This window comes from Streptomyces sp. TBY4 (assembly GCF_024213195.1).
Classification (GTDB): domain Bacteria; phylum Actinomycetota; class Actinomycetes; order Streptomycetales; family Streptomycetaceae; genus Streptomyces.
On the sequence record NZ_JANAVF010000005.1, the window covers coordinates 266,165 to 287,107 of the forward strand.

Here is a 20,943-nt window from a genome sequence, read left to right on the forward strand (position 1 = left end):
CTCCACATCGTGGCACGCGAGTGAAGCAACCGGGACAAGGCAACCGGAGCCCTATCCTTGACCCGGCACGGACCACAGCCCCACCCCCGTCAAGGGGCTCCAGGCCACCACGGCCACCTTCCGGCCCCCGTAGCTCAGTGGATAGAGCAGGTGCCTTCTAAGCACTTGGCCGCAGGTTCGAGTCCTGCCGGGGGCACTCTTCCCGTCCCACCCCGAAGCCCTCCCCCGCGGAGGGCTTTTTCGCAGGTGAGCGGCACCCTAACCCGGCGCCCGTAGCGGCGACGTAAGTCCGGAGCGATGCCCGAGGGCTACTTGAAGGCCTTGACGGCTCGGTAGTAGGTCCATGCGGTGCTCTCGCAGGAGACCTTGCGGGGGCCCGTGTAGCGCGCGCAGACCCGCTTCAGGTCGGAGTGGAACATGTCGTCCAGCCGGGGCTTGGCCGCCCGGAACTCCCCCGCCGCCTTGTAGTTGCGGTAGCCGAAGTCGTGGCGGGCGCAGGCCATGCGGAACGGGAAGCCGAAGGGGTTGTCCGGGGACGTGGTGCAGTAGTCCGTGGACCAGTCGAAGCCGTACGGCTCCCACTCGCCCCGGTCCTCGCGCGCGGCGGTCCACGCGCTCTGGCTGGCCGCGCCCGGCTGCGTCCAGCCGCTCAGCACCTGCGGCTTGTTCTCCGGAACCCCCGGAGCCCCCGGGACCTGCCCCCTCGCGACTGCCGCGAACGCCGTGGGTGCGAGGGCCAGTACGGCGGCCAGCGCGCCGGAGACGAGGGCGGACGCGCGGGCTGCGGTCCGGGTGGGGGCGGGTCCGGGGAGGGGGGCGGCGGGGGCTGGGCAGCGGGGCACGCGTCCTCTAACGAGGGGTGTCCGCAAGGGTGTCGGGGTGGCGCGCGCAGGGGTCCGGCTCCGTCCCGGGTGGGATCCGGTCCGCCGCAGGAGGGACGGACCGGGACTCAGGTATGAGCCGATGTCACCCTTCCGGCAGAGATCCGGTTCAGCCTCGGGAGGGACGCGGACTACGGCCGGCGCCGCGAATACTCGTGGACATGAACCGCCGTCCTCTCGTCATCGCCGCCGCCACCGTGGGAGTCCTCGCCACCGCCGCCATCGCCCTGCCCAACCTCCCGCCCAACCCCCTGACCGACACGATCAACGACCGGGTGTTCAAGGAGAAGGGCAGGCGCTTCGCCACGGCCGCCGACGCCCCGGCGGGCGGGGAGGCGCCCCGGGGGGAGACGGCGCGCGGGAACGGAAGGGCGGCCCGCGGGGAGGCTGCGTGGGCGCTGCCGCGCTGGGTGCCGAAGGACGCGACCGACGTGCGAATAATGGCGCGCACCGACGGCGAGGCGCGGCTGCTCCGCTTCACGCTGGGCGCGACCCCGCTGGACGGGCCGCAGTGCCCGGCGGGCAAGCCGAGCAGGCATGCGGGGACGACGCTGCGGGCCCAGTGGTGGCCGGCCGGCACCGGGGCCGAGGAGCGGCCCGAGTGCCGCGGCGCCCACCAGTACCAGGTCACGGTGCGCGGCAAGGAGGTCTACGCCTGGACCGACGGCACCCCCTCCCCCGGGGCGGGCACGCGGGACGGCGCCCCCGTCCGGCAGGTGTCGGCCACGACCCGCTGATCCGGGCACGGCCCCCTGATCCGGTACCGTCCCGCGGCCTCAGCGGTGCGTGCGCAGCTCCCGGGCCGTCGAGAGTTCCGCGAGCCGGGCCCAGTGGGGGCGCAGCCAGTCCTCCGGTGAGGCGGCCGTCGGCAGGCCCGGCGGCAGGCTGTCGTGGAAGGCGGTGGTCTCGGGTTCGACGGCCCGGTGGTGGGTCAGGATCCGCGGTTCTCCGGGGCCGTCCGAGGCCACGGCCACGCTGCGCAGGAACATGGTGTTGGCCACCAGCAGCCAGTGCGGGCTGCCCGGGTCGGCAGCGGAGCCGGCGCCGTTGCCGCTGGACAGCGCCCACGGGTCCGGGGCGAGGTACCGGACCTGCCCCACGCCGGTGAACCCGGCTGCTGCCGCGCACATCGAGCACGGCTCCTGGGTGCTCCACAGCGTCGCCGTGGTCAGGTCCCAGCCCGTGCGGGCGGCCGCCAGCGCGTTCATCTCGGCGTGGGCCAGCGGCGTCCCGCGCAGCGGTCCGGTGCCCGGGCCGTGCTCGTACGCCTCGTTGCGCCCTTCGGCGACCGGCTTACCGCCGGCGTCCGTGAGGACCGCTCCCACCGCGAGGCCGCCGGCCGCGAGCGCCTCGTAGGCGAGCCCGAGCGCCCTCCGCAGGGGCTCCGGCGCCGCGCGCCACTCCGTGTCGAAACCGTGCTCCCCGTCGCTCATCCGGCCATTGTCCCCACCGGCTCACCACCAGCTCGCCCCGCCCCACCCCGACCCGCTGCATCACCTCGGCCGGCGGCGATATCGTCTCCGCCATGGACATCCTCCCCGCCCGTACCGTTGGTGAACTCCAGGCCGCGGAGGGGCTCTTCGACGGGCCCGTCCGTGCGGACTGGGCGGAGCGGTTCCTCTCCGCCGCCGGGCACGTGATGCTGATCGCGTACGTGGACGGCGTGCCCGCCGGCATGGTCTCCGGGATCGAGATGACCCATCCCGACAAGGGCACCGAGATGTGCCTCTACGAGCTCTCCGTGGACGAGGCCCACCGCCGGCGCGGCATCGGCCGGGCCCTGACCGAGGCGCTCGCCGCCGAGGCCGGGGCGCGCGGCTGCTACGGGCTGTGGGTGGGCGTCGACACGGACAACGAGGCCGCGCTGGCCACGTACCGGGCGGCCGGCGCCCGCGACGAGGGTGTCTTCAGGATGCTCGGGCGGCCCCTCCCCTGAGGGACGCCCGGCGCCCCCCGGGGCGGCGTGTCGTGGGGCCAGTCGGCGCACCCTCCGCGCGGCCGGCCCGTGCCTCGCCGAGCATCGGCGGCATGACCGCATTCACCGCGCTGCTCCCGGCCGCCGCCCTGCTGGCGGCGGCCACCGCCCTGCCGCCGTACGCCGCCCCCGCCGCTGCCGCCACCCCCGACGCCCCCTACGTAGTCGTCCTCAGGGACGGCACCACCCGCGCCTCCGCGGCCGCGGTCACCCGCGCCCTCGCCGCCGAGGCCGAGGCCGCCGGCGACCGCGTCGGGGAGGTCTACGACACCGCCCTGAGCGGTTTCGCCGTCCGCACCACCGCCGCCCGCGCCGCCGAACTCGCCGCCGATCCCCGGGTGGCCTCCGTGGAGCCCGACGCGGTCTTCCGGATCAGCGACACGCCCCTCGTCCAGACCCCCGTCGCCCAGACACCCGCCGTCCAGACACCCGCCGTCCAGACCCCCGTCGTCCAGACCCCCGCGCCCTGGTCCCTGGACCGGCTCGACCAGGGCGAGTTGCCGCTCGACGGCTCGTACACGTACCCGGCCAGGGGCGAGGGGGTCACCGCGTACATCGTGGACACCGGGATCAACACCCTGCACCAGGAGTTCGGCGGCCGGGCCCGCTGGGGCGCCAACGCGGTGTTCATGGAAGGGGCCACGGACTGCAACGGCCACGGCACGCACGTGGCGGGGACCGTGGGCGGGGCCACCTACGGGGTGGCCAAGGGGGTTTCGCTCGTCGCCGTGAAGGTGGCGGACTGCCGCGGGGACGCGACCCTGTCGGCGATCACCCGGGGCATCGACTGGATGGTGAAGGACGCCCTCAAGACGCCGACCGTCCCGGCCGTGGCCAACATGAGCCTGGGCGGCGGCCACAGCTTCGCCCTCAACCGGGCGGTGACACGGGCGATCGCGACCGGGATCACCTTCGCCGTGGCGGCGGGCAACTCCGGCGAGAACGCCTGCACCGGCTCCCCCTCCTCCGTCCCGCAGGCACTCACCGTGGGCGCGACGGACGCTCTGGACCGGCGGCCCGCCTTCTCCAACTACGGCGCCTGCGTGGACCTGTCCGCCCCCGGCGTGGCCGTCACCTCCGCCTGGAAGGGCTCCGCCACGGCCACCGCCCGCGCCTCCGGCACCTCGATGGCGGCCCCGCACGTGGCGGGCGCCGCCGCGCTGGTGCTCGCGCGGGGCCTGGCGGCCGGCGGCCTCCGTCAGACGCCCGCCCAGGTCGCGGAGACCCTCGTACGGGACTCCGCGCGGGACCGGATCACCGCCCTGCCGGCCGGGACGCCGAACCTGTTGCTGCAGGTCCCGACCGGCGGGTAGCCGTACGGGACCCTCCGCCGGGGCGGCGGCTCCCCGCCCCGGCATCCGCCCCTCCGCTCCACCCGGCCTGATGGCACATCAATTTCTGTGTGCTTCGGGCGAAAGCAAGTCATTGACTTCTCAATCCCGCGACGCGTCAATGTCGGCCACCGCACCGGCTCGACCTCCCCCACACAGCGGGTGGGGGGAGGGTTCGTATGACGAAGGAGTCGCGACCCAGTGAGTACAACGTTTCGACGAAGAGTTCTGGCCGGGGCGGGCGCTCTGTCCCTGGCCCTGACGGGCACCATGGTGGGTCTGTCGGGCACCGCGCAGGCCGCGACCAAGACGACGCCCGTCCCGATGGACTGCGTCGCGCCCGCGCCCCAGCCGGGTGCTTCGGGCACCCAGCCCTACACGATCACGCTGCCCGACGGCGCCAAGGCGGGTGACGTGGTCCCGATCACCATCGATCCGGGCCCGAGCCCGGTCATCCCGGGCTTCGCGGTGACGACCACCAACGTCTCCAAGATCACCCTCAAGGTCGGGGCGAGCACCCAGACGGTGGTCAGCCCGCCCGAGACGGTCGACGTCAAGCCCAACGTGCCCCTCGACCCCTCGGCCTTCTCCGGCACCATCACGATCCCGGACGGCAGCGAGGGCACCACCGTTCACGTGGCCCTGGACCTGGCGGTGACCGACGCGAGCCTCATGGGCTCGGTCTTCACCACCACGTGCACCCCGAACCCGCGCCCGAGCGCCTCGCTCGGCTCGGTGGCCGTGGAGGCGCTGCCCAAGGACCCGATCACCACCAAGCTGACGCCCAACAGCGGCAAGGCGGGCCAGGAAGTCGTCGTCACGGGCGCCAACTTCCCGGCGGGTCCGGTCACCTGCTCCGCGCTCAAGAACGGTGCGCCCACGACCGACAGCGGTTCCGGCACGGCCAACGCGGCCGGCGTCGCGACCTGCACCATCACGGTCAACGAGCCCGCCGACAAGATCCGGATCAACGGGGCGATCGAGCCGTACAAGGACTACATCTTCATCGTCCCGCAGCCGGGCGTGCAGAACCCGGTCGACGTGGAGGTCCTGCCCGGCCCGCTGGCCATCGGCCCGCAGGCCGGCAACCCCGCCGTCGACTTCGGCAAGGTCACCATCAACGGCAAGTCCCAGTCGGTCGTCGGCCAGTTCACCGCGATGGCCGTCCAGGACTTCCGCGGCGGGACCCTCGGCTGGGACGTCTCGGCCACCCGTACGCCGTTCCTCAACTCGGTGACCGGCCACTCCATGGCCACCGCGCAGATCGGCATCCAGCCGACCTGCAAGGTGACCAACCCGGCCAGCCCGAGCGCCTGCACCGCGGGTTCGCCCGGCGCGATCTCCGACGTCCCGCTGAAGGTCGCCTCGGCGGCCGCGGGCGGTGACGAGCTCACCGGTGGCGAGTTCGAGATCGGCGGAGCCGGAATGATCCAGCTCCCGCCGTTCATGTTCGCGGACACCTACCAGTCGGTCGTCACCTTCTCGATCGCCTGACCCGTACGACCCCGCTCCACCCGGGTGGTGCGGCGCTCCGGCGCCGCACCACCCTTCCGCGCACCAACGAGCCTCCCCACCCCCGTCCGGCCCGACTGGAGAACCGCCCATGCGCACCCGCACCCTCCTCCTCGGCCTGCTCCTCGGCCTCGCCGCCCTGCTGCTCCCGGCCCTGCCCGCGACAGCCGCGGACAACGGCACCTGGGGCGTCTTCCCGACACCCCCGGCCGGTGCGGCGATGACCGACCGCGCGTACTTCTTCTACCAGGGCGAGGCCGGCACCACCATCAGCGACAGCGCGACGATCGTGAACTCCTCCGACAAGGAGCTGACGTTCCAGATCTTCGCCACCGACGCCGTCAACACCCCGGTGGGCGGCGGCTTCGCGCTGCTGCCGGTGGAGACGAAGCCCAAGGACGTGGGCACGTGGGTCGTGCTGCCGCCCGAGGCACGGAACACCGTCACCGTGCCGCCCAAGGGCCGCAAGGACTTCCCGTTCTCCGTGAAGGTCCCCGCGGACGCGACGCCCGGTGACCACGTGGGCGGGATCGTCGCCCTCAACACCGAGGTGGAGGGCATCCAGCAGGAGGGCAAGGTCCAGGTCGGGGTGAAGCGCCAGGTCGGCGCCCGGCTGTACTTCCGCGTTCCGGGGCCGGTGACCCCGGGGCTGAGCGTGGAGGACGTGAAGGTCAGCCGGGCGGCGCCGCTGCTGCCCTGGGTCAAGGACGCCCGCGCCAGGATCACGTACTCCCTGGTCAACCGGGGCAACGTGGTCGTCGAGCCGAAGGTGACGGTCTCCGCCGAGGGCCTGTTCGGCCGCCGGGTGCTCGACCGGCCGGCCCGCGAGCTGAAGCTCGTCCTGCTGCCCGGCCAGCGGATCGAGCTGACCGAGGACTGGGCGGACGCACCGCAGTCGGACTGGGTCACCGTCGACATCACCGCCGGCGCCGCGGACTACCCCGACCTCGTCTCCTCCTCCACCCGTGAGTTCCTCGCCGTGCCGTGGCCCGCGCTCGGCGCCCTCCTGGTGCTGGCCGGCGCCGCCATCGCCGCCCGGGTGCTGCGCCGGCGCCGCCGGGCCGCCGCCGAACGGCCGGAACCGGCACCGGACTTGGCTGAAGCCCGATGATCGGCAAGGGTGTCCCCAGGTGATGGCATCCGGCCATCACCGGTCAGGGGCAGGCGCCGGGAGGCACCACACATGGCACGACAGCACGTCGAAGCGGGGCCCGTCCGGCCGGCGCACGAAACCGTTCCCGCAGCCCCGTCGGCGGATCCCGCCGCCGCCGGGATCGGGCTGCTGACCCTCGTCGAGCGGACGCTCGGCACCGGCACCGCCGTGTACCTGCCGGGGGACGGCTGGATCCGGCTCACGCTCCCGCTCGACGACGGCGGTCCGGACCCGGTCACCGTGGACGTGGTCGCGGACACCCGGCGGGCCCCGCAGGGGATCGCGTACCTCCTGCCGGGGGCCGGCCAGGACTTCGTCTCCGCCTTCTTCACCCCGTCCGACCACAACCTCGCCCAGCAGCTGCGCCGCGAGGGCCTCCTCGTCGTCGGCGTGACCCTCCGCGAGGACGCCGCGACCGCCCAGGACACCGGCCCCGAACTGGAGCTCGCGGCGCACCGCCGGGACCTGGCCGCGCTCGTGGAGGCGCTGGACGGGGCGCTCGGGCTGCCGTACCAGTACGTCGGCCAGGGCGCCGGGGCCCTGCTCGCCCGGGACGCGGCCGCGCACGACGGCTCGCCCCGCCTGATCCGCGAGGGCTGAAACGGGCTCGCCCCCCGCGGTGAGGGTTGCGGGGGGCGAGCAGTCCTGCGAGTCGGTCAGTGGTTCCGCGGGAAGCCGAGGTCCACGCCGGCCGGGGCGTCCGACGGGTCGGGCCAGCGGGTCGTGACGACCTTGCCCCGGGTGTAGAAGTGGATGCCGTCGTTGCCGTAGATGTGGTGGTCGCCGAAGAGCGAGTCCTTCCAGCCGCCGAAGGAGTGGTAGCCCACCGGCACCGGGATCGGCACGTTGACGCCGACCATGCCCGCCTCGATCTCCAGCTGGAAGCGGCGGGCCGCGCCGCCGTCACGGGTGAAGATGGCGGTGCCGTTGCCGAACGGCGAGGCGTTCATGAGCGCCACGCCCTCCTCGTAGGTGTCCACGCGCAGCACGCACAGCACCGGGCCGAAGATCTCGTCGCGGTAGGCGTCGGAGTCGGTCTTGACGTTGTCCAGGAGCGAGAGGCCGATCCAGTGGCCGTTCTCGTTGCCCTCCACCGTGTAGCCGGTGCCGTCGAGGACCACGTCGGCGCCCTGCGCGGCCGCGCCCGTCACGTACGAGGCGACCTTGTCGCGGTGGGCGGCGGTGATCAGCGGGCCCATCTCGGAGGTCGGGTCGTTGCCGGGGCCGATCTTGATCTTCTCGGCGCGCTCGCGGATCTTCTCCACGAGCGTGTCGCCGATGGAGCCGACGGCCACGACGGCCGAGATGGCCATGCAGCGCTCGCCGGCCGAACCGTAGGCGGCCGAGACCGCGGCGTCGGCGGCGGCGTCGAGGTCGGCGTCCGGCAGCACCAGCATGTGGTTCTTGGCGCCGCCCAGGGCCTGGACGCGCTTGCCGTTGGCGGAGGCGGTGGTGTGGATGTGGCGGGCGATCGGGGTCGAGCCGACGAAGGACACGGCCGCGATGTCGGGGTGCGCGAGGAGCGCGTCGACGGCGACCTTGTCACCGTGGACCACGTTCAGCACGCCCGCCGGCAGACCGGCCTGGCTCGCGAGCTGCGCCAGCAGCGTGGAGGCCGAGGGGTCCTTCTCGCTCGGCTTGAGGATGAAGGTGTTGCCGCAGGCCACGGCCAGCGGGAACATCCACATCGGCACCATCGCCGGGAAGTTGAACGGGGTGATGCCCGCGACCACGCCGATGGGCTGGCGGATCGAGGAGACGTCCACGGCGGTGGAGACGGAGGTGGACAGCTCGCCCTTGAGCTGCACGGTGATCCCGCAGGCCAGCTCGACGATCTCCAGGCCGCGGGCGACCTCGCCCAGCGCGTCGGAGTGCACCTTGCCGTGCTCGGCGACGATCAGCTCGGCGATCGCGTCGCGGTTGGCGTCCAGCAGGGCGCGGTAGGCGAACAGCACCTTGGTGCGGGCGGCCAGCGAGGACTGCCCCCAGGACAGGAACGCCTCCTTGGCGACCTTTACCGCCGCGTCGACCTCGTCGGCGGACGCGAGGGCGACCTGGGTGGTGACCTCGCCGGTGGCCGGGTCGGTGACCGGGCCGTAGTTGCCCGACGCGCCCTCGACGGTCTTGCCACCGATCCAGTGGTTGACGGTCTTCATGACTGACTCCTTCACAGATGGCGACGTCGCTGCGCGGCTTGCCGGTCGTACTCTTCGCGGGCCTGGGCCGCCGACGCACGGGTCGCGGTCTCGGCCACAGGGACATCCCACCACGCCTGTGCGGGGGGCGGGCCCGACACAGTGTCGGGTGTTCGGGTCTGCGCGTAGACACATGTGGGACGGTCCGCCGCCCGCGCCTGCGCGAGGGCTTTCCGCAGGTCACCCACGGTGTGGGCGCGTATGACGGCCATCCCGAGGGAGGCCGCGTTGGCCGCCAGGTCCAGCGGCAGCGGCGCACCGGTGTACGAACCGTCCACCGCCCGGAAGCGGTAGGCGGTACCGAACCCCTCGGCGCCCACCGCCTCCGAGAGGCCGCCGATCGAGGCGTAGCCGTGGTTGTCGAGGATCACCAGCCGGACCGGGATCCCCTCCTGCACGGCGGTGACGATCTCGGTCGGGTTCATCAGGTACGTGCCGTCGCCGACCAGCGCCCACACCGGCCGGCCGGGGGCGGCCAGCGCGGTGCCGATCGCGGCGGGGATCTCGTAGCCCATGCAGGAGTACCCGTATTCGACGTGGTACTGGTCCGCGGAGCGGGCCCGCCAGAGCTTGTGCAGGTCCCCGGGGAGCGAACCGGCGGCATTGATCAGGATGTCGTCACCGTCGACGAGGCCGTCCAGCAGACCCAGCACCTGTGCCTGCGTCGGGACGGAGTCCTCGTCGGGAGCCGCGCAGGCCCCGTCGACCAGCCGCTCCCACGCCCTCTTCCCTTCTTTGTACGCCGCCTCGTACGAGGGGTCCACCCGGTACCCGGCGACCTCGGCCCGGAGTTCCTCCAGCCCCGCCCGCGCATCGCAGACCAGGGGCCGGGCGGCGAGCTTGTGGGCGTCGTACGGGTCGAGGTTGAGCCCGAGGAACCGCACGCCGGGGTGCTGGAAGAGCGTCGCGGACGCGGTGGTGAAATCGGTGAGCCTGGTCCCGGCGGCGATCACCAGATCGGCTTCGCGGGCCAGCGCGTCGGCGGTGGCCGTGCCGGTGTGCCCGATCCCGCCCACGTCGGCGGGGTGGTCCCACGGCAGGGCCCCCTTGCCCGCCTGGGTGGAGGCGACCGGGATGCCGGTGGCCGCGGCGAACTCCGCCAGGGCCGCCCCCGCCGCGCTGTGCCGGATCCCGCCGCCGGCGATGATCAGCGGCCGCGCGGAGCCCCGTACCGCCCGGGCGGCCGCCGCGAGCTCGGTCCGGTCGGGGCGGGGCCGGCGTACGCCCCACACCCGCTCGGCGAAGAACTCCTCCGGCCAGTCGTACGCCTCGGCCTGGACGTCCTGGGGCAGCGCGAGGGTGACGGCCCCGGTGCTCACCGGGTCGGTGAGGACCCGTACGGCCTGCAGCGCGGCGGGGATCAGGGCCTCGGGACGGGTGATGCGGTCGAAGTACCGGGACACCGGCCGCAGGGTGTCATTGACGGAGACATCACCCGCATGGGGGACCTCCAGCTGCTGGAGCACGGGGTCGGCGGGCCGGGTCGCGAAGGCGTCCCCGGGCAGCAGGAGCACCGGGATCCGGTTGATGGTGGCGAGGGCAGCCCCGGTGACGAGGTTGGTGGCGCCGGGGCCGATGGAGGTGGTGACGGCGTGCGCGGACAGCCGCCCGCTCTGCCGGGCGTACCCGACGGCGGCGTGCACCATGGCCTGCTCGTTGCGGCCCTGGAGGAAGGGCATCTCGCCCCGGCCGCTCTCCAGCAGGGCCTGACCGATGCCGGCGACGTTCCCGTGCCCGAAGATCCCCCAGGTGGCGGCGATCAGCCTGTGGCGCCGGTCGTCGCGCTCGGTGTACTGCCGGGCGAGGAAGCGGACGAGGGCCTGGGCGACGGTGAGGCGGACGGTCTGCGTCGGCGTCTGCTTCTGATCCTGCTTCTCCTGCTTCGGCGTCATGCGGGGTCCTCCGCCCGGTCCCGGTGGAAGGGGAGCCGGGGGTCGATGTCGTCTTCGGTCCAGGTGGAGCGGATCCAGCCGTGGTCGGGGTGGTCCCGGATGAGCCACTCCCGGGTCTCGCCGGGTCCCGCCATGACGTTGAGGTAGTACATGTCGTGGCCGGGCGCGGCGATGGAGGGGCCGTGCCAGCCGTCCGGGATCAGGACCGCGTCACCGGTCCTCACCTCGGTGAGGATGTCGGTCTTCCCCGCCGGGGAGGGGCTGACACGCTGATAGCCGAGGCCGGGTGTGTCCCCGTGCGGGGCGATCTCGAAGTAGTAGATCTCCTCGAGCCTCGATTCCGTGCCGGGGTGGTGCTCGTCGTGCTTGTGGGGCGGGTACGAGGACCAGTTGCCGCCGGGGGTGAGCACCTCCACGGCGATGAGGCGGTCGCAGTCGAAGACCCCGGCGGCGCCGAAGTTGTTGACCTGCCGGGAGCACTGTCCGCTTCCGCGGAGCTCTACGGGGACCCCGTCGGCGGGCCCGTACCGGGCGGGGAGGCGCCGCTCGCAGCGGGCCCCGACGAGCGCGAAGCGGCCGCCCTCGCGGGACATGACTTCGGCGTGCCCGTCCCGGGGCAGGTAGGCGAAGTCGGTGGGACCGTCGAACACCCCGCGTCGCCCCCGCAGTAGGAAGACCTGCGGTCCGCTCCCGGGGCGCTGCCCCGGACCCCGCTCCTCAAACGCCGGAGGGGCTGGATTTTGGCCTGCGTCGGGGCTGGATTGCCCGTAGGGCATTTTCAGCCCCGCCGGCGTTTGAGGCGCGGGGTCCGGGGCGGAGTCCCGGGGTGGGGGGCCGGGGGTCGTGCCCCCGGTTTCGGGGAGGGGCGGGGTGGGGGACGGCTCCGCGCAGCGGACCTCGCACGCCCCGGCGAGGGGGAGGACGATCCACTCCGACTCCCCGCACTCGTGCGCGTACGCCTCCCCTGGGGAGAGGTCTAGGACCAGCAGCCTCGTCCAGTCCATCGCCCACTCAGACACCACCGGCACGACCGAGCACCTCCTCCACTTCCTCCGCGAACGGCATCGCCGTCGAGCACGCCAGCCGTGAGGCCACGATCGCCCCGGCCGCGTTGGCGTAGCCGATCACCCGCTCCAACTCCCACCCCGCGAGCAGCCCGTGGCACAGCGCCCCGCCGAAGGCGTCCCCCGCGCCGAGCCCGTTGACGACCGTCACCGGTACCGGGGGGAGCTCCGCCACCGTCCCGTCGCGGTGGACGGCCAGGACCCCCGCCGGGCCGCGCTTGACCACCGCCAGCTCCACCCCGGCCGCGAGCAGCGCCCGCGCGGCCGCGTACGGCTCGGTCTCGCCGGTGGCGATCGCGCACTCCTCGGCGTTGCCCACGGCCACGGTGGCGAGGGACAGCCCCCGGCGGTACCACTCCGCCGGCCCGGCGTCCCCGCCCCCGGAGGGCCACAGCATCGGACGCCAGTCCAGGTCGAAGACCGTGATCCCGGACTTCGAGCGCGCCTCCAGCGCGGCCAGCGTGGCCGTGCGGCTCGGCTCCGCGCTGAGCCCCGTACCCGTCATCCAGAACACCCGCGCCGCACGCACCGCGTCGAGGTCGAGCTCGTCGGCGGCGATCTCCAGGTCGGGCGCCTTCGGGTAGCGGTAGAAGTACAGCGGGAAGTCGTCCGGCGGGAAGATCTCGCAGAAGGTCACCGGCGTCGGGTAGGCCGCGACCTCCCCGGCCCACCGGTCGTCCACCCCGAACCCCCGCAGCTCCGAACGGAGATACGCGCCGAAGGGGTCCGCGCCGGTCCGGGTGATCACCGCCGTCCGGCGGCCCAGCCGGGCGGCCGCGACGGCGACATTGGCCGGCGAACCCCCCAGGAACTTCCCGAAGGTGTCCGCCTCCGCGAGCGGTACACCCGTCTTCAGGGGGTAGAGATCCACCCCGATCCGCCCCATCGTGATCAGGTCGAACGCCAACGGATCCGCAGCCATCACCACACCATTCCTCCCGACCGAGTGCTCCCCGCACCCAAGAGCCTCGCACCCTAAGGTGGCCGTATGACGTCCTCACCACCCGCGTTGACCCGTATCCGCGTCGGTTCGGCTCCGGACTCCTGGGGGGTCTGGTTCCCCGACGATCCCCTGCAGACACCGTGGGAACGGTTCCTCGACGAGGTCGCCGAGGCCGGGTACGAGTGGATCGAGCTCGGTCCCTACGGCTACCTCCCCACCGATCCCGTCCGGCTCGCCGACGAGGTCGGGGCGCGCGGACTGCGGGTGTCCGCGGGGACCGTCTTCACCGGACTCCATCACGGGCCCGCCGTGTGGGAGGAGACCTGGGAGCACGTGTCGCGGATCGCGGAGCTGACCCGGGCCATGGGCGCTGCGCACCTCGTCGTGATCCCGTCCTTCTGGCGGGACGACAAGACCGGCGAGATGCTGGAGGACCGCACCCTCACTCCGGAGGGCTGGCGCCAACTGACCGCGCAGACCGAGCGGCTGGGGAAGCGGGTCCAGGACGAGTACGGACTGCGGATCGTCGTCCACCCGCACGCGGACACGCACATCGACACCCCCGGGAACGTGGCGCGCTTCCTGGACGCCACCGATCCCGCGCTGGTCTCGCTCTGCCTGGACACCGGGCACTACGCGTACTGCGGCGGGGACAGCGTGCGGGCCGTCGAGGAGTTCGGCGAGCGGATCGGCTACCTCCACCTCAAGCAGGTCGATCCGCGGATCCTCGCCGAAGTCGTTCGGGACCAGGTGCCCTTCGGGCCGGCCGTGGCCCGCGGGGTGATGTGCGAGCCGCCGGCCGGGGTGCCCGCGCTGGAACCGGTGCTGGCGGCCGCCGAGCGGCTCGGCGTGGACCTGTTCGCCATCGTGGAGCAGGACATGTACCCGTGTCCGCCCGACCGGCCGCTGCCGATCGCCCGCCGCACCCGCGCCCACCTGCGCTCCTGCGGCGCCCGCTGAACCGGATCATCCGGCCCGACCCCGGCCGTACGAACCCTCCTGGAGGAGACAGAACATGACCAGCACGCTCGGCATCGCCGTCATCGGTACCGGGAAGATGGGCTCCGACCACGTCCGCCGCTTCGGCAGCACGGTCGGCGGGGCCCGGGTGGTGGCCGTGGCCGACCCGGACGGGGACCGGGTCAAAGAGGTCGCGGCCGCTCTGGAGGGGGCGGGCGCGCACACCGATCCGGCGGCCGCGATAGCGGCGCCCGGGGTGGACGCCGTACTGATCGCCTCGCCCGGGCCCGCCCATGAGGAAGCGATCCTGCACGCGCTGCGGCGGGGGCTGCCGGTGCTGTGCGAGAAGCCGCTGACCCCCGAGCCGGCGGGCGCCCTGCGGATCATGGAGGAGGAGGCGCGGCTGGGCCGCCGGCTCGTCCAGGTCGGCTTCATGCGGCGCTACGACGCCGAGTACGCGCGGCTCAAGGAGCTGCTCGACGCGGGCGGGATCGGGCGGCCGCTGTTCCTGCACTGCCGGCACCGCAACGCCGCCTCGCCGTCCTTCTTCACCAGCGACATGCTCATCACCGATTCGGTGGTGCACGAGGTGGACGCGGCCCGCTGGCTGCTGGGCCAGGAGATCACCGCGGTGACCGTGCTCTCCCCGACGCCCGCCTCGGCCGCCGGTGATGGACTGCGCGACCCCCGGTTCGTCCTCATGGAGACCTCCGGCGGAGCCGTGGTCGACGTGGAGATCTTCGTCAACTGCGGTTTCGGCTACCAGGTGCAGTGCGAGGCGGTCGGCGAGTCCGGGACCGCGCGGATCGGCGACGGCCACGCGATGGTCGTCCAGTCGGCGGGCCGGTGGGGCGGGGAGATCGACCAGGACTTCACGGTCCGCTTCGCCGATGCCTACGACCGCCAGCTCCGCCGCTGGGTCGCCGCGGCCGCGCGGGGCCGGGTGGACGGTCCCGACGCGTGGGACGGCTACGCGGCGGCGGCCGTCTCCGAGGCGGGCCTCACGGCGGCCCGCACCGGCGTACGCACCGTGGTGGAGCTGACGGAGCGCCCGGCCCTCTACAGCTGATCCGGCCACCCGCCCGGACGCGCCCGGGCCGGTATCCGAACGCCGGGGCCATCATGGGGGGATGTCCCAGACACCTGAGATACCTCCCTCCGCGGTCCCGGCCCCGACGCGGCTCCCCCAGTACACCAAGGCGGAGCAGGACGAGATCCTCGGCGGCGGCGCCGATCCCTTCGGGGTGGGGGCGGTCGGCTTGACCTGGCTGCCCAAGGAGGAGCACTTCGGCGTCGAGTACGACGGCCGGCTGCTGGCACACGCGGGCCTGCTACGGCTGCCCGTCGGGATCGGCGCCGCCCGGACGGAAGTGGTGGGCGTCGGAGGGGTGGCCGTCGCACCCGATGTACGGGGTCGCGGACTCGCGCGGCTCGTCCTCGCGGCGGCGCTCGACCACGCACGCACGACGGGCCCCCGGCACGCCCTCCTGTTCTGCCGCCCCCCGCTCGTACCGCTGTACGAGCGGCTCGGCTGGCACGCGCTCGACGAGCAGGTCCTCGTCGAACAACCCGGAGACCGCTTGGTGTCCATGCCGCTGCGCACCATGGTGACGCCCCTGCACGATGACGCGGTCTGGCCCCCGGGACCGGTACGGCTGTTCTCCCTCCCCATGTGAAGCGGTACCGCAGGGACACCCCGTGTGCCACCTGTGTCACGGGGGTCGTCGGGGCGTCACGCATGTCCGCGTTACGCGGGTCTTCCGTCACAGGCGGACCACAGGCCCTCCCCTGACCTCACTCCGCGTCGTTCCCCGGGCACAACCTGAGTGATCGTCAGTGTCCACGCGCCGGCTCCCCCGACGGCCTCCCGGCCGGCCCCGCGGCGTGGACAAGGAGGTGTCGAGGATGAGCGACCGACAGCTGTGGTCGTACAAGGAGATCGCCGCTCACATCCGGGTCCAGCCGGACACGGTGCGCTCCTACCGCAAGCACGGGCTGCTGCCCCCGCCCGACCATGTGGAGGGCGGGAAGCCCTACTGGTACGCCGACACCGTCCGCGCCTGGGTGGCGCGGAGGCCCGGCAACCGCGGACGCCGCGAGGACTGACGCGGCGTCCGTCCCGGGGACGGGACCCTCCCGGGCCCCGTCCGCCTAGCGGCTCCCCACCGGCACCGGCTCGGACTCGGGCTCGGACTCGGGCCGCTCGGCGGCCTGCGGGGCCGGCTCCCCCTCGCTGAGCCCGATGCGCTCGTGCAGTCGGCGCAGTGGTGCCGGCGCCCACCAGGTGGCCTTCCCGGTCAGCTTCATCACCGCCGGTACCAGCAGGCTCCGCACGACCATCGCGTCCATCAGGACGGCCAGGGCGATCCCGAGGCCCAGCATCTTGGTGTTGGTCACCCGCGAGCTGCCGATGGCGACCATCACCACCGCCAGGATCACGGCCGCCGCGGTGATCAGTCCGCCGGTGCGGGTCAGCCCGGCGCGCACGGCGCCCTCGTGGTCCCCGGTCCGGTCGTACTCCTCCTTGATCCGGGATATGAGGAACACCCCGTAGTCCATGGAGAGTCCGAAGGCGATGCAGAACATCAGCACGGGCAGGGTGGTCTCGATGTCTCCGGTGGAGGTGAAGGAGAGCAGTCCGGAGAGGTGGCCTTCCTGGAACACCCACACCACCGCCCCGAACATCGCGGTCAGGCTCAGCGCGTTGAGCAGCACGGCCTGGACGGGTATCAGCAGGCTTCCGGTGAGCAGGAAGACCAGGAGCAGGGTGGCCAGCACCACCACGGCCAGGGCCAGGGGCAGTTTCTCGGCTATGGCGTCACGGGCGTCGACGAGCACCGCGGCCTGTCCGGTGACGGCGGTGTCGAAGGGCGCGTCCACCGCCCTGACCAGGCCCACCAGCTCCTGGGCCCCCTCTCCCACTTCCTCGCCCTCGGTGAGCACCGAGAAGTACGCGTACCCGGTGCCGCCGGCCGAACTCACCGGCCCTTCCACTCCCAGCACTCCGGGCAGGGCTTCGATCCGCCGCTTGTAGGCGTCGAGGTCCGCGGCCCCGGAGGCCCTCTCGGTCAGTACGGTCAGCGCGCCGCCGGGGCTGCCCGGGAAGCCTTCGCGGATGTGCTGCTGCACCACGTGCGATGCGGCAGTGGCCGGCAGCTGCCGGTCGTCCACGGTGCCGAACTTCACGCCGAGGAAGGGCAGTCCGAGGAGGAGCAGCCCGGCCGTGGTGGCCACGGCGAACACCGGGGCGCGGCGCATCACCAGGTCGGTCAGCCGGGCCCAGCCCCGCCCGCCCCCGGCCGGAGCCGCTTCCTTGCCGGCCTGCCGGGCGCTGCGGCGCCACAGCCGGCGCAGGTCGAAGGAGTTGACCCGCTCCCCCAGCAGCACGAGCGCCGCGGGCAGCAGGGTGAGCGCGGCCGCCGCCGCGAGCAGGACCACCGCGACTCCGGCGTAGGCGAAGGAGCGCAGGAAGTACATCGGGAAGAAGAGCATGGCCGAGAGGGCGACGGCCACGGTCAGCGCCGAGAAGAGGACCGTCCGCCCGGCGGTGCGCAGGGTGACCCGGACGGCCGCGACCGGGTCGCGTCCGGCGGCCAGCTCCTCGCGGAACCTCCGCACGATGAACAGGGCGTAGTCGACGGCAAGGCCGAGCCCGAGGGCGGTGGTCAGGTTCTGCGCGAAGACGGAGACGTCGGTGAACTCGGTGAGCCCGCGCAGCACGGCATTGGTTCCGATGATGGCGACGATGCCGACACCGAGGGGCAGCAGGGCCGCGACGGCGCTGCCGAAGACGAGGACGAGCAGGACGAGCGTCACGGGCAGGGCGATCAGCTCGGCGGTGAGCAGGTCCTCCTGGATGGTGGAGGTCACCTCGCGCTGGACGGCGGCCGGGCCGCCGAGGGACACCTTCACCGGTCCGTGCTCGCCGCGGTAGCTCGGGACGATCCGGTCCAGGAGGGCATTGGCCGTCTTCTCGTCGCCCGGCACCCGGGCGGCGATCAGGGCCTGCCGGCCGTCCTCGGAGCGCAGGGTGGGCAGCCCGGTCCGCCAGTACGAGCCCACGCCGGTCACCCCCGGCTCGGCGGCGAGCCGCGCCGTCAGCCGCTCGGCCTCGGCGGCGACGGCGGGGTCGTCCACCCCGGACGGCCCGACGGCGGCCCCGGCTTCGACGAGCAGCAGCAGATTGGGCTGGGAGCCGGGGAACTCGCGCTCCAGGGCCTTGGTGGCGTAGGTGGAACCGGCGGCGGGATCCTCCCAGCCGCCGCTTCCCAGGCGGTCGGCGACGCCTCCGCCGGCGAAGACGGCCAGGGCCGTGACCACGAGGGCGAGCAGCAGCGACAGCCTCGGCCGTGTGGTGACGAACCCGGTCCACCGGCCGCCCTCCCCAGGCGACGGCGGTTTCTTGACTTCGGACATGTCTCGGTGTCCCCTTCACCGTGATTGCCAGGCCACTTAGACTGGCAAACACGAGCAGTCGCTCGCGTTTCTCAAGAATGCGAGCGACCTCTCGCGTTTGTCAATCACCCACGGGAAGCAACCGGAAGCAAGGGATTGGACATGCGGGAGACCTCTCGGACCAGGAGCACGGACAAAGCGGGCGGAACGACCGCCGAGGCGAGCCCGGAGGCGACCCCCGCGGCGACCGCGGCGACCCCGGAAACCCCCGCCGAAGCCGCCCCCCGCCGCCGCCAGGCGCGCGGCGAGCGCCGGATCGCCCAGCTCCTCTCGGCGGCCGCCGGGGTGTTCTGCCGCACGGGTTACGCGGCGGCCAGCACCAACGCCATCGCCCGCGAGGCCGGCGTCTCCCCGGGCACGCTCTACCAGTTCTTCCCGAACAAGGAGGCCATCGCCGTCGAGCTGGGCGGACAGCTCCTCCAGCGCGCCCACGAGGCGCACGGCCAGGCCTTCCTCCCCGAGAACCTGGACCGGCCGCTGCCCGAGCTGCTCGACGCCGTCCTGGATCCGGTCATCGCCTTCAACTGCGAGAACCCGGCCTTCTGGGCGCTCATGCACGGCGCCGGCATCCCCGGCATCGCCCAGGAGCACGACGAGCTGCACGTCGGCATGCTGACCCGCGTCGAGGGGGTGCTCCGCGCCTGCGTCACCCCGGGCGAGCCCGGCGCTCCCGCCACGGATGCCGAGCTCACCCATGTGGCCCACATGGTGCTCGGGATCGTCAAGACCTCGCTCGAGCTGATCCTCGCCAGCGAGGGCGCGGAACGGGCCGCGTACGTCGCGGAGCTGAAGACCGTCCTGTTCCGCTACCTGGACCCGATGTTCACCACGCTTCCTCCTCGCTGACCATCTCCCCGACGCCCCCGGACCCCGGCCCGCCGGGACGGGAGCCGGCGGCGGACCCGTCACCCGGCCCCGAGCCCGACCCCGCCCGCAACCGCAGCCCCACCAGCGGGAAGACCAGTACGGAGACCATCCCGGCCCCGACCAGCGCCGCCGCCTCCCCCGATCCCAGCTTCCCCTCCTGCACGCCCAGGGTGGTGATCGCCACCACCAGCGGCAGCGCCGTGGAGCCGAACAGCACCAGCGCCGAGCGGTCCCGGCGCCCGAGGTCCCGGGGGGCCAGCAGCCACATCGGGAGCCCGCGCACCACGAGGAAGAGCAGCAGGAACACCGGCAGCAGCAGGAGCACCCGGCCGCCCCCGAGCAGGGCGTCCAGGTCGAATTCGATCCCGGTGACCACAAAGAAGAGCGGCACCAGGAAGCCGAAGCCCATGGCCTCCACCTTCGACAGCACGATCTCGCTGCTCTCCGGGGCGGCCCCGTGCAGCACGAGCCGGGTGATCAGCCCGGCGGCGAAGGCGCCGAGGAGCACGTCGAGGCCGAGCACCTCGGACAGCGCCAGGAACGCGACGAGGATCAGCATCACCAGGCGCACCGCGAACTGCCCGCTGCTGTGCAGGGTCTTGGAGATGACGGCGGCGAACCACGGCGGCTTCGGCCGCATCGCCCAGAACACCGCGGCCGCCGTGAGCACCGCGAAGCCGATCAGCAGCGCCGCCGACTGCCCCGGCGCCCGCCCGCTGAGCAGCAGGGCCATCGCGATGATCGGTCCGAACTCGCCGACCGCGCCCATCGCCATCATCACCGAGCCGAAACGGCTCTGGAGGTCCCCCGAGTCCCGCAGGACCGGCAGGATCGTCCCGAGGGCGGTACTGGTGAGCGCGGTGCCGATGTAGACGCCCTTGTCGAACCCGCCGCCCGACAGCAGCAGTCCGAGTCCGAGCCCGAGCGCGAGGGCGGCCACCCAGGCCCACACCGACCGCTTCAGGGTGTCGCCCTTGACCTGGGCGAACTGGATCTCGTAGCCGGCCAGGAAGATCAGCATCGCGAGGCCGAGCTCGCTGAGCACGTCGACGACCTCGGTCGACCGGGCCCAGCCGAGGACGTCGGGCCCGACCAGAACACCCAGGACGATCTCGAAGATCACCAGCGGGACGGGGAGCCAGCGCGAGACCCCGTACGCGAGAAGGGGCGCGAGCACCGCGATCGACATGATCAGGATGAGTGTGATCCCCGTGTGCTCCATAGGTGCCATTTACATACGGTCAGGGCGGATTGTCCACCGCAAAAGATCTCTCCCGATGCTCGCATTGATACCCCCTAGGGGTATAGTCTCGAAGTGTCGGGATGAACGGTGGACCCTCCGCGAGCGATCCGCGGGCGATCCGCCGCTCCCCGGCCGCCCGGAACCACCCCTGAAGAGGAGAACGACATGAGCGCCGACACGGACACCCAGACCACCACCGTCTACCGGGTGACCGGCATGACCTGCGGGCACTGCGAGGGCGCCGTGACCGCCGAGCTCGCCGCCCTGGCGGGCGTCAGCTCGGTCAAGGCCGTCGCCGCGACCGGCGAGGTCACCGTGGTCTCGGCCGCCCCGCTCGACGAGGCCGACGTACGCGCCGCCGTCGACGAGGCCGGCTACGAGCTCGCCGGCCAGGCCTGAGCACCTCCTCTTCTCAATCGGCACAGCCCCGCCGGGCCGTACCGGCCAGCTCATACTGGTTCCGTACGGCCCG

20 protein-coding genes and 1 tRNA gene are annotated in these 20,943 nt (G+C 73.1%); 13 read left to right on the top strand and 8 right to left on the bottom strand.

Annotated elements, in window-relative coordinates; genetic code table 11:
* Positions 1-123 precede the first annotated feature (123 nt).
* Positions 124-196: transfer RNA gene (locus NLX94_RS14530), tRNA-Arg, on the top strand.
* A gap of 112 nt (positions 197-308) precedes the next feature.
* Here the strand turns inward: NLX94_RS14530 and NLX94_RS14535 are convergent.
* A complete protein-coding gene (locus NLX94_RS14535; protein ID WP_254383362.1) occupies positions 309-752 on the bottom strand; it encodes a phospholipase in 444 nt (147 codons plus the stop codon).
* 290 nt (positions 753-1,042) lie between these two features.
* Here NLX94_RS14535 and NLX94_RS14540 point away from each other — a divergent pair, with 290 nt between their 5' ends.
* On the top strand, positions 1,043-1,618 hold the full coding sequence (locus tag NLX94_RS14540) for a hypothetical protein (protein ID WP_254383130.1): 576 nt from the start codon (positions 1,043-1,045) through the stop codon (positions 1,616-1,618).
* Between the two features lie 39 nt (positions 1,619-1,657).
* Here NLX94_RS14540 and NLX94_RS14545 read toward each other — a convergent pair whose 3' ends face one another.
* Entirely contained in the window at positions 1,658-2,314 is a 657-nt protein-coding gene (locus NLX94_RS14545; protein WP_254383131.1) for a nucleoside deaminase, read from the bottom strand.
* A gap of 92 nt (positions 2,315-2,406) precedes the next feature.
* On the opposite strand from NLX94_RS14545, the gene NLX94_RS14550 reads away from it, so the two are divergent.
* The 5 genes from NLX94_RS14550 (at position 2,407) to NLX94_RS14575 (ending at position 7,452) form a co-directional block, all read left to right on the top strand.
* Positions 2,407-2,817 (top strand): GNAT family N-acetyltransferase, encoded by a 411-nt coding sequence (locus tag NLX94_RS14550; RefSeq protein WP_254383132.1) that lies wholly within the window; start codon positions 2,407-2,409, stop codon positions 2,815-2,817.
* Positions 2,818-2,909: 92 nt separating this feature from the next.
* A complete protein-coding gene (locus NLX94_RS38930) occupies positions 2,910-4,169 on the top strand; it encodes a S8 family peptidase (protein WP_302169403.1) in 1,260 nt (419 codons plus the stop codon).
* 219 nt (positions 4,170-4,388) lie between these two features.
* Positions 4,389-5,681 (top strand): hypothetical protein, encoded by a 1,293-nt coding sequence (locus NLX94_RS14565; protein ID WP_254383133.1) that lies wholly within the window; start codon positions 4,389-4,391, stop codon positions 5,679-5,681.
* Between the two features lie 109 nt (positions 5,682-5,790).
* Complete coding sequence (locus NLX94_RS14570) at positions 5,791-6,810, top strand: WxL protein peptidoglycan domain-containing protein (RefSeq protein WP_254383134.1); 1,020 nt, start codon at positions 5,791-5,793, stop codon at positions 6,808-6,810.
* A 72-nt stretch (positions 6,811-6,882) separates the two neighbouring features.
* Positions 6,883-7,452, top strand: a complete 570-nt coding sequence (locus tag NLX94_RS14575; RefSeq protein ID WP_254383135.1) for a hypothetical protein — start codon at positions 6,883-6,885, stop codon at positions 7,450-7,452.
* A gap of 56 nt (positions 7,453-7,508) precedes the next feature.
* Here NLX94_RS14575 and NLX94_RS14580 read toward each other — a convergent pair whose 3' ends face one another.
* The 4 genes from NLX94_RS14580 to iolC all read right to left on the bottom strand — a co-directional run bounded on the left by NLX94_RS14580 (position 7,509) and on the right by iolC (position 12,925).
* Positions 7,509-9,008 (bottom strand): CoA-acylating methylmalonate-semialdehyde dehydrogenase, encoded by a 1,500-nt coding sequence (locus NLX94_RS14580; protein ID WP_254383136.1) that lies wholly within the window; start codon positions 9,006-9,008, stop codon positions 7,509-7,511.
* A gap of 11 nt (positions 9,009-9,019) precedes the next feature.
* On the bottom strand, positions 9,020-10,939 hold the full coding sequence (gene iolD, locus NLX94_RS14585; RefSeq protein WP_254383137.1) for a 3D-(3,5/4)-trihydroxycyclohexane-1,2-dione acylhydrolase (decyclizing): 1,920 nt from the start codon (positions 10,937-10,939) through the stop codon (positions 9,020-9,022).
* Entirely contained in the window at positions 10,936-11,715 is a 780-nt protein-coding gene (iolB, locus tag NLX94_RS14590; protein ID WP_374683963.1) for a 5-deoxy-glucuronate isomerase, read from the bottom strand. Before iolB ends, iolD begins: the two co-directional genes overlap by 4 nt.
* A 235-nt stretch (positions 11,716-11,950) precedes the next feature.
* The gene (gene iolC / locus NLX94_RS14595) at positions 11,951-12,925 is read right to left on the bottom strand and encodes a 5-dehydro-2-deoxygluconokinase (RefSeq protein WP_254383138.1); all 975 of its coding nucleotides are present in this window, start codon (positions 12,923-12,925) and stop codon (positions 11,951-11,953) included.
* Positions 12,926-12,991: 66 nt separating this feature from the next.
* Here iolC and NLX94_RS14600 point away from each other — a divergent pair, with 66 nt between their 5' ends.
* The 4 genes from NLX94_RS14600 to NLX94_RS14615 all read left to right on the top strand — a co-directional run bounded on the left by NLX94_RS14600 (position 12,992) and on the right by NLX94_RS14615 (position 16,012).
* Positions 12,992-13,906, top strand: a complete 915-nt coding sequence (locus NLX94_RS14600; protein ID WP_254383139.1) for a sugar phosphate isomerase/epimerase — start codon at positions 12,992-12,994, stop codon at positions 13,904-13,906.
* A gap of 55 nt (positions 13,907-13,961) precedes the next feature.
* Complete coding sequence (locus NLX94_RS14605) at positions 13,962-14,975, top strand: Gfo/Idh/MocA family protein (protein ID WP_254383140.1); 1,014 nt, start codon at positions 13,962-13,964, stop codon at positions 14,973-14,975.
* Positions 14,976-15,036: 61 nt separating this feature from the next.
* Positions 15,037-15,582 carry a GNAT family N-acetyltransferase gene (locus NLX94_RS14610; protein WP_254383141.1) on the top strand — a complete coding sequence of 182 codons (546 nt, stop codon included), beginning with the start codon at positions 15,037-15,039 and terminating at the stop codon, positions 15,580-15,582.
* Between the two features lie 229 nt (positions 15,583-15,811).
* On the top strand, positions 15,812-16,012 hold the full coding sequence (locus NLX94_RS14615) for an AlpA family transcriptional regulator (RefSeq protein ID WP_030710687.1): 201 nt from the start codon (positions 15,812-15,814) through the stop codon (positions 16,010-16,012).
* A gap of 45 nt (positions 16,013-16,057) precedes the next feature.
* On the opposite strand, the gene NLX94_RS14620 is transcribed toward NLX94_RS14615, so the two are convergent.
* Positions 16,058-18,322, bottom strand: a complete 2,265-nt coding sequence (locus NLX94_RS14620; RefSeq protein ID WP_254383142.1) for an MMPL family transporter — start codon at positions 18,320-18,322, stop codon at positions 16,058-16,060.
* 141 nt (positions 18,323-18,463) lie between these two features.
* Between NLX94_RS14620 and NLX94_RS14625 the strand changes: the two genes are divergently transcribed.
* A complete protein-coding gene (locus NLX94_RS14625; protein ID WP_254383143.1) occupies positions 18,464-19,207 on the top strand; it encodes a TetR/AcrR family transcriptional regulator in 744 nt (247 codons plus the stop codon).
* Here NLX94_RS14625 and NLX94_RS14630 read toward each other — a convergent pair.
* Positions 19,185-20,450: a cation:proton antiporter gene (locus NLX94_RS14630; protein WP_254383365.1), complete on the bottom strand. Its 1,266-nt coding sequence runs from the start codon at positions 20,448-20,450 to the stop codon at positions 19,185-19,187. The two genes, NLX94_RS14625 and NLX94_RS14630, sit on opposite strands and share 23 nt — an antisense overlap.
* Before the next feature lie 186 nt (positions 20,451-20,636).
* Between NLX94_RS14630 and NLX94_RS14635 the strand changes: the two genes are divergently transcribed.
* On the top strand, positions 20,637-20,870 hold the full coding sequence (locus tag NLX94_RS14635) for a heavy-metal-associated domain-containing protein (RefSeq protein ID WP_254383144.1): 234 nt from the start codon (positions 20,637-20,639) through the stop codon (positions 20,868-20,870).
* Positions 20,871-20,943 lie beyond the last annotated feature (73 nt).

Coding starts and splice junctions, on each gene's coding strand:
- NLX94_RS14540 (WP_254383130.1), top strand. CDS start 1,043: ATGAACCGCCGTCCTCTCGTCATCGCCGCCGCCACCGTGGGAGTCCTC.
- NLX94_RS14545 (WP_254383131.1), bottom strand. CDS start 2,314: ATGAGCGACGGGGAGCACGGTTTCGACACGGAGTGGCGCGCGGCGCCG.
- NLX94_RS14550 (WP_254383132.1), top strand. CDS start 2,407: ATGGACATCCTCCCCGCCCGTACCGTTGGTGAACTCCAGGCCGCGGAG.
- NLX94_RS38930 (WP_302169403.1), top strand. CDS start 2,910: ATGACCGCATTCACCGCGCTGCTCCCGGCCGCCGCCCTGCTGGCGGCG.
- NLX94_RS14570 (WP_254383134.1), top strand. CDS start 5,791: ATGCGCACCCGCACCCTCCTCCTCGGCCTGCTCCTCGGCCTCGCCGCC.
- NLX94_RS14575 (WP_254383135.1), top strand. CDS start 6,883: ATGGCACGACAGCACGTCGAAGCGGGGCCCGTCCGGCCGGCGCACGAA.
- NLX94_RS14580 (WP_254383136.1), bottom strand. CDS start 9,008: ATGAAGACCGTCAACCACTGGATCGGTGGCAAGACCGTCGAGGGCGCG.
- iolD (WP_254383137.1), bottom strand. CDS start 10,939: ATGACGCCGAAGCAGGAGAAGCAGGATCAGAAGCAGACGCCGACGCAG.
- iolB (WP_374683963.1), bottom strand. CDS start 11,715: ATGCCCTACGGGCAATCCAGCCCCGACGCAGGCCAAAATCCAGCCCCT.
- iolC (WP_254383138.1), bottom strand. CDS start 12,925: ATGGCTGCGGATCCGTTGGCGTTCGACCTGATCACGATGGGGCGGATC.
- NLX94_RS14600 (WP_254383139.1), top strand. CDS start 12,992: ATGACGTCCTCACCACCCGCGTTGACCCGTATCCGCGTCGGTTCGGCT.
- NLX94_RS14605 (WP_254383140.1), top strand. CDS start 13,962: ATGACCAGCACGCTCGGCATCGCCGTCATCGGTACCGGGAAGATGGGC.
- NLX94_RS14610 (WP_254383141.1), top strand. CDS start 15,037: ATGTCCCAGACACCTGAGATACCTCCCTCCGCGGTCCCGGCCCCGACG.
- NLX94_RS14615 (WP_030710687.1), top strand. CDS start 15,812: ATGAGCGACCGACAGCTGTGGTCGTACAAGGAGATCGCCGCTCACATC.
- NLX94_RS14620 (WP_254383142.1), bottom strand. CDS start 18,322: ATGTCCGAAGTCAAGAAACCGCCGTCGCCTGGGGAGGGCGGCCGGTGG.
- NLX94_RS14625 (WP_254383143.1), top strand. CDS start 18,464: ATGCGGGAGACCTCTCGGACCAGGAGCACGGACAAAGCGGGCGGAACG.
- NLX94_RS14630 (WP_254383365.1), bottom strand. CDS start 20,450: ATGGAGCACACGGGGATCACACTCATCCTGATCATGTCGATCGCGGTG.
- NLX94_RS14635 (WP_254383144.1), top strand. CDS start 20,637: ATGAGCGCCGACACGGACACCCAGACCACCACCGTCTACCGGGTGACC.